A 3305-nucleotide genomic window follows, 5' to 3' on the forward strand; every position below is an offset into this window, starting at 1 on the left:
GCGTGCCGGCGCCGCCGGTGGCGGGCGGCTGCACGGGCGGGCGCGGCTGGGCTGCGGCGTCGCGTGCGGCGGGCAGCGGCACGGCGAACCCGATGACGAGCGCGCCGGCAGCGCGGAGGATCGACCGGCGGTCGAGCGATGCGTTCATGGCCTGTCCCTCCTCTCGCTCAGACGCCGGTGCCGGCGGCGCGCTTGATCGCGGCGCGGATGCGCGGATAGGTGCCGCAGCGGCAGAGGTTGCCGACCATCGCCGAGTCGATGTCGGCATCGGTGGGGCGCGGGGTGGCCTGCAGCAGCGCGGCCGCAGCCAGGATCTGGCCGGACTGGCAGTAGCCGCATTGCGGCACCTGCTCCTCGATCCAGGCCTGCTGCAGCGCGTGGCGGTGCTCGGGGTGCAGCCCCTCGATGGTGGTGACCTCGCGGCCGTCCACAGCGGAGACGGGCGTGCCGCAGGAGCGGATGGCGGTGGTGCCGTCCACCAGCACCGTGCAGGCGCCGCAGGCGGAGATGCCGCAGCCGTATTTCGTGCCGGTCAGGCCCAGCACGTCCCGGATGGCCCAGAGCAGGGGCATGTCGGGGTCGACATCGAGCGCGTGACGGCGCCCGTTGATGGTGACGTTGATCGGCATGGCTCTTCCTGGACGTTGTCGCCGTTCGGCGTCTGTTCGTACGACGTTGTTCCCCCGGGCGGCCGGCTGCGCGGCCTGCCCAGGCATCCAGGATAGCGCCGTCGCGTGGCGTTAGGAACCGGGCCGGTGTGCACCGCACCCGGCGGAGATCACGCCGGCGTGGCGTCCTCCGGCCGGGCGCCGATGCGGACGTAGCGGAAGCCGTGCCGCGCCATCTCCTCCGCGCGGTAGACGTTGCGGAGATCAACCACCACCGGCGCCTTCATCCGCTGCTTCAGGCGGGCCAGGTCCAGCGCACGATAGGCGTCCCATTCGGTGATCAGCACCAGCACGTCGGCGCCATGCGCGCAGTCATAGGCGCTGTCGGTGTAGGTGACGCCGTGCAGCACGGCCTGCGCCTGTTCCATGCCCACGGGGTCGTGGGCGCGGATGGTGGCGCCGGCGCGCTGCAGCGCGTCGATGATGTTGATCGAGGGCGCGTCGCGCATGTCGTCGGTGTTCGGCTTGAAGGTCAGGCCGAGCACGGCGATGGTCTTGCCCGCCACGCTGCCGCCGGCCGCCTTCACCACCTTGCGCGCCATCGCGGTCTTGCGTGCGTCGTTCACTGCCACGACGCTCTCCACCACGCGCAGCGACACGCCATGGTCCTGCGCGCTGCGGATCAGCGCCAGCGTGTCCTTCGGGAAGCAGCTGCCGCCGTAGCCCGGGCCGGCATTGAGGAATTTCGGCCCGATGCGCTTGTCCATGCCGATGCCGCGCGCCACCAGCTGCACGTCGGCGCCCACCTCCTCGCAGAGATCGGCGATCTCGTTGATGAAGGTGATCTTGGTGGCCAGGAAGGCGTTGGCGGCATACTTGGTCAGCTCCGCCGTCCGGCGGTCGGTGAACAGCACCGGCGCGGCGTTCAGCGACAGTGGTCGATACAGCTCCGCCATCACCTGCTTCGCGCGCTCGTCATTGGCGCCGACCACGACGCGGTCGGGGCGCTTGAAGTCCTCGATCGCCGCGCCCTCGCGCAGGAATTCCGGGTTCGACACCACCGAGAACTCGGCCCCGGGCCGTGCCTCGCGGATGATGCGCTCCACCATGTCGCCGGTGCCGACGGGCACGGTGGATTTGGTGACCACGACGGTATAGCCGCCGAGCGACCGCGCGATCTCCTCGGCCGCCGCGCTGACGAAGCTGAGGTCGGCATGGCCGTCGCCGCGGCGCGAGGGCGTGCCGACGGCGATGAACACCGCCTCCGCCGTCTTCACCGCGGCAGCCAGGTCGGTGGTGAAGGAGAGCCGCCCGGCGGCGGCGTTGTCCGCCACCAGCCGGTCGAGGCCCGGTTCGTAGATCGGGATGCGGCCGGCCTTCAGGTCCTCGATGCGCTGCGCGTTGACGTCCACGCAGACCACCTCGTGGCCGAAATCGGCGAAGCAGGCCCCGGACACCAGCCCGACATAGCCGGACCCGATCATCGCCACGCGCATGCAGAACCTCTTCCAAGTCTGACGAGCAGGGGGCGCGCGGGCGCGCCGGCCGGCGGGGCGTGACCCCCGGCGGTTACTCCCATACCACGACGAGCCGCCGAAGCATCAGGCCCAGGCGCCGCGCATCGTCGCCCTCGCCGCATTCGGCCGGGGAGACGCCGCCAGGACGTCGCACGGAGAGTGTCACCGCTTCGTGACCCGGCTCGACCACGGCCTGCGCGACGCGCGTCGCGAAGGCGTCGTCCTCGAAGACGAGGAAGGCGGCGAGAACGCCGTCCACCTCGACATCCACCCGCGCCGGCCCGCCGTGCCGGGTGCCGTAGACCCGTCCGTCGAATTCCAGGCGCAGCGTGTCGCCAGCCCCCTCCGGCCGCGGCAACCGGATACGCGCGCCCGCGGCCTCGGACCAGCGACCGTCGGGCTCCGGGTCGAACCAGCCCTCCAGCCGCAGGGCCGCGGCGCTGCCGGCGGCGGAGAACAGGTACTCCGCGCGCTGCGCCCGCTGCTCCGCCGGTGCCGCGTGCAGGCTGGCGAGTCGCAGCCCGAGCGGCCGCTCGTCGCCGCCGTCCCCGGCCGCGAAGGGGGAGCGGGCTGCGTCCACCTCAAGCACGAGGTCGAGCTCCCCGGACTCGCCGGCGAGGCCGGGCGGCACCGGGATCTCCAGGTCGTTGCGCGCCCCCGGATGCAGCGGAGCATCGGCAAGCCGACGGCCGGCCGCCGAGGCGGTGATGCGGGTGGCGCGGAAGCCCTCCAGCGACGCGGTCAGCACCGTGCCCTGCTCCCGCACGGCCGGGCCAAGGCGGAGCGGCAGCAGCGCGGCGCGGCCGAAGCTCCAGGTGGCGTCCGGCTCGGCTACATGCCAGTCGGGGCCGAGCGCGCCGGCGGGCAGGGCGCCTGCGGCAAAACGTAGCGTCGCGCCGGGATCGAGGGCCAGGCGGGGATGGCGCGTCGGCTGCCCGGCCGGGCGCGCCTCGATGGCGATCAGGCCGAAGCCGAAGCGACCTTCCGAAGCGCCGAGGCCGAGGGGTCGGGGCGCCCGCGGCGGATCCGGCAGCAGTTCCAGCATCACCGGGTCGGCGCGGCCGCGCAGCGCGGCGGGCAGGGGCACGGCGAGGGTCACGGGCTGGTCCTCGGCGAAGCTCCAGCGCCCGACCTCCTCGCCCGCCACCAGCGCGCGCAGGGCCAGCGGGGCGGCGGCGGT

At 73.3% G+C, this 3305-nt stretch carries 3 protein-coding genes; all 3 read right to left on the reverse strand.

Annotated elements, in window-relative coordinates; genetic code table 11:
* Positions 1-167: 167 nt before the first annotated feature.
* Positions 168-629: a (2Fe-2S)-binding protein gene (locus OZN99_RS28150; protein WP_270938533.1), complete on the reverse strand. Its 462-nt coding sequence runs from the start codon at positions 627-629 to the stop codon at positions 168-170.
* 149 nt (positions 630-778) lie between these two features.
* Entirely contained in the window at positions 779-2104 is a 1326-nt protein-coding gene (locus OZN99_RS28155; protein ID WP_270938534.1) for a UDP-glucose dehydrogenase family protein, read from the reverse strand.
* Between the two features lie 73 nt (positions 2105-2177).
* Positions 2178-3305 (reverse strand): hypothetical protein (locus tag OZN99_RS28160; RefSeq protein ID WP_270938535.1); only part of this gene is annotated, 1128 nt, incomplete at its 5' end.

This window comes from Falsiroseomonas oryzae, from assembly GCF_027856955.1.
GTDB lineage: Bacteria > Pseudomonadota > Alphaproteobacteria > Acetobacterales > Acetobacteraceae > Falsiroseomonas > Falsiroseomonas oryzae.

Bases quoted from the DNA above. Each gene is read 5' to 3' on its own strand.
- OZN99_RS28150 (WP_270938533.1), bottom strand. From the start codon at position 629: ATGCCGATCAACGTCACCATCAACGGGCGCCGTCACGCGCTCGATGTC.
- OZN99_RS28155 (WP_270938534.1), bottom strand. From the start codon at position 2,104: ATGCGCGTGGCGATGATCGGGTCCGGCTATGTCGGGCTGGTGTCCGGG.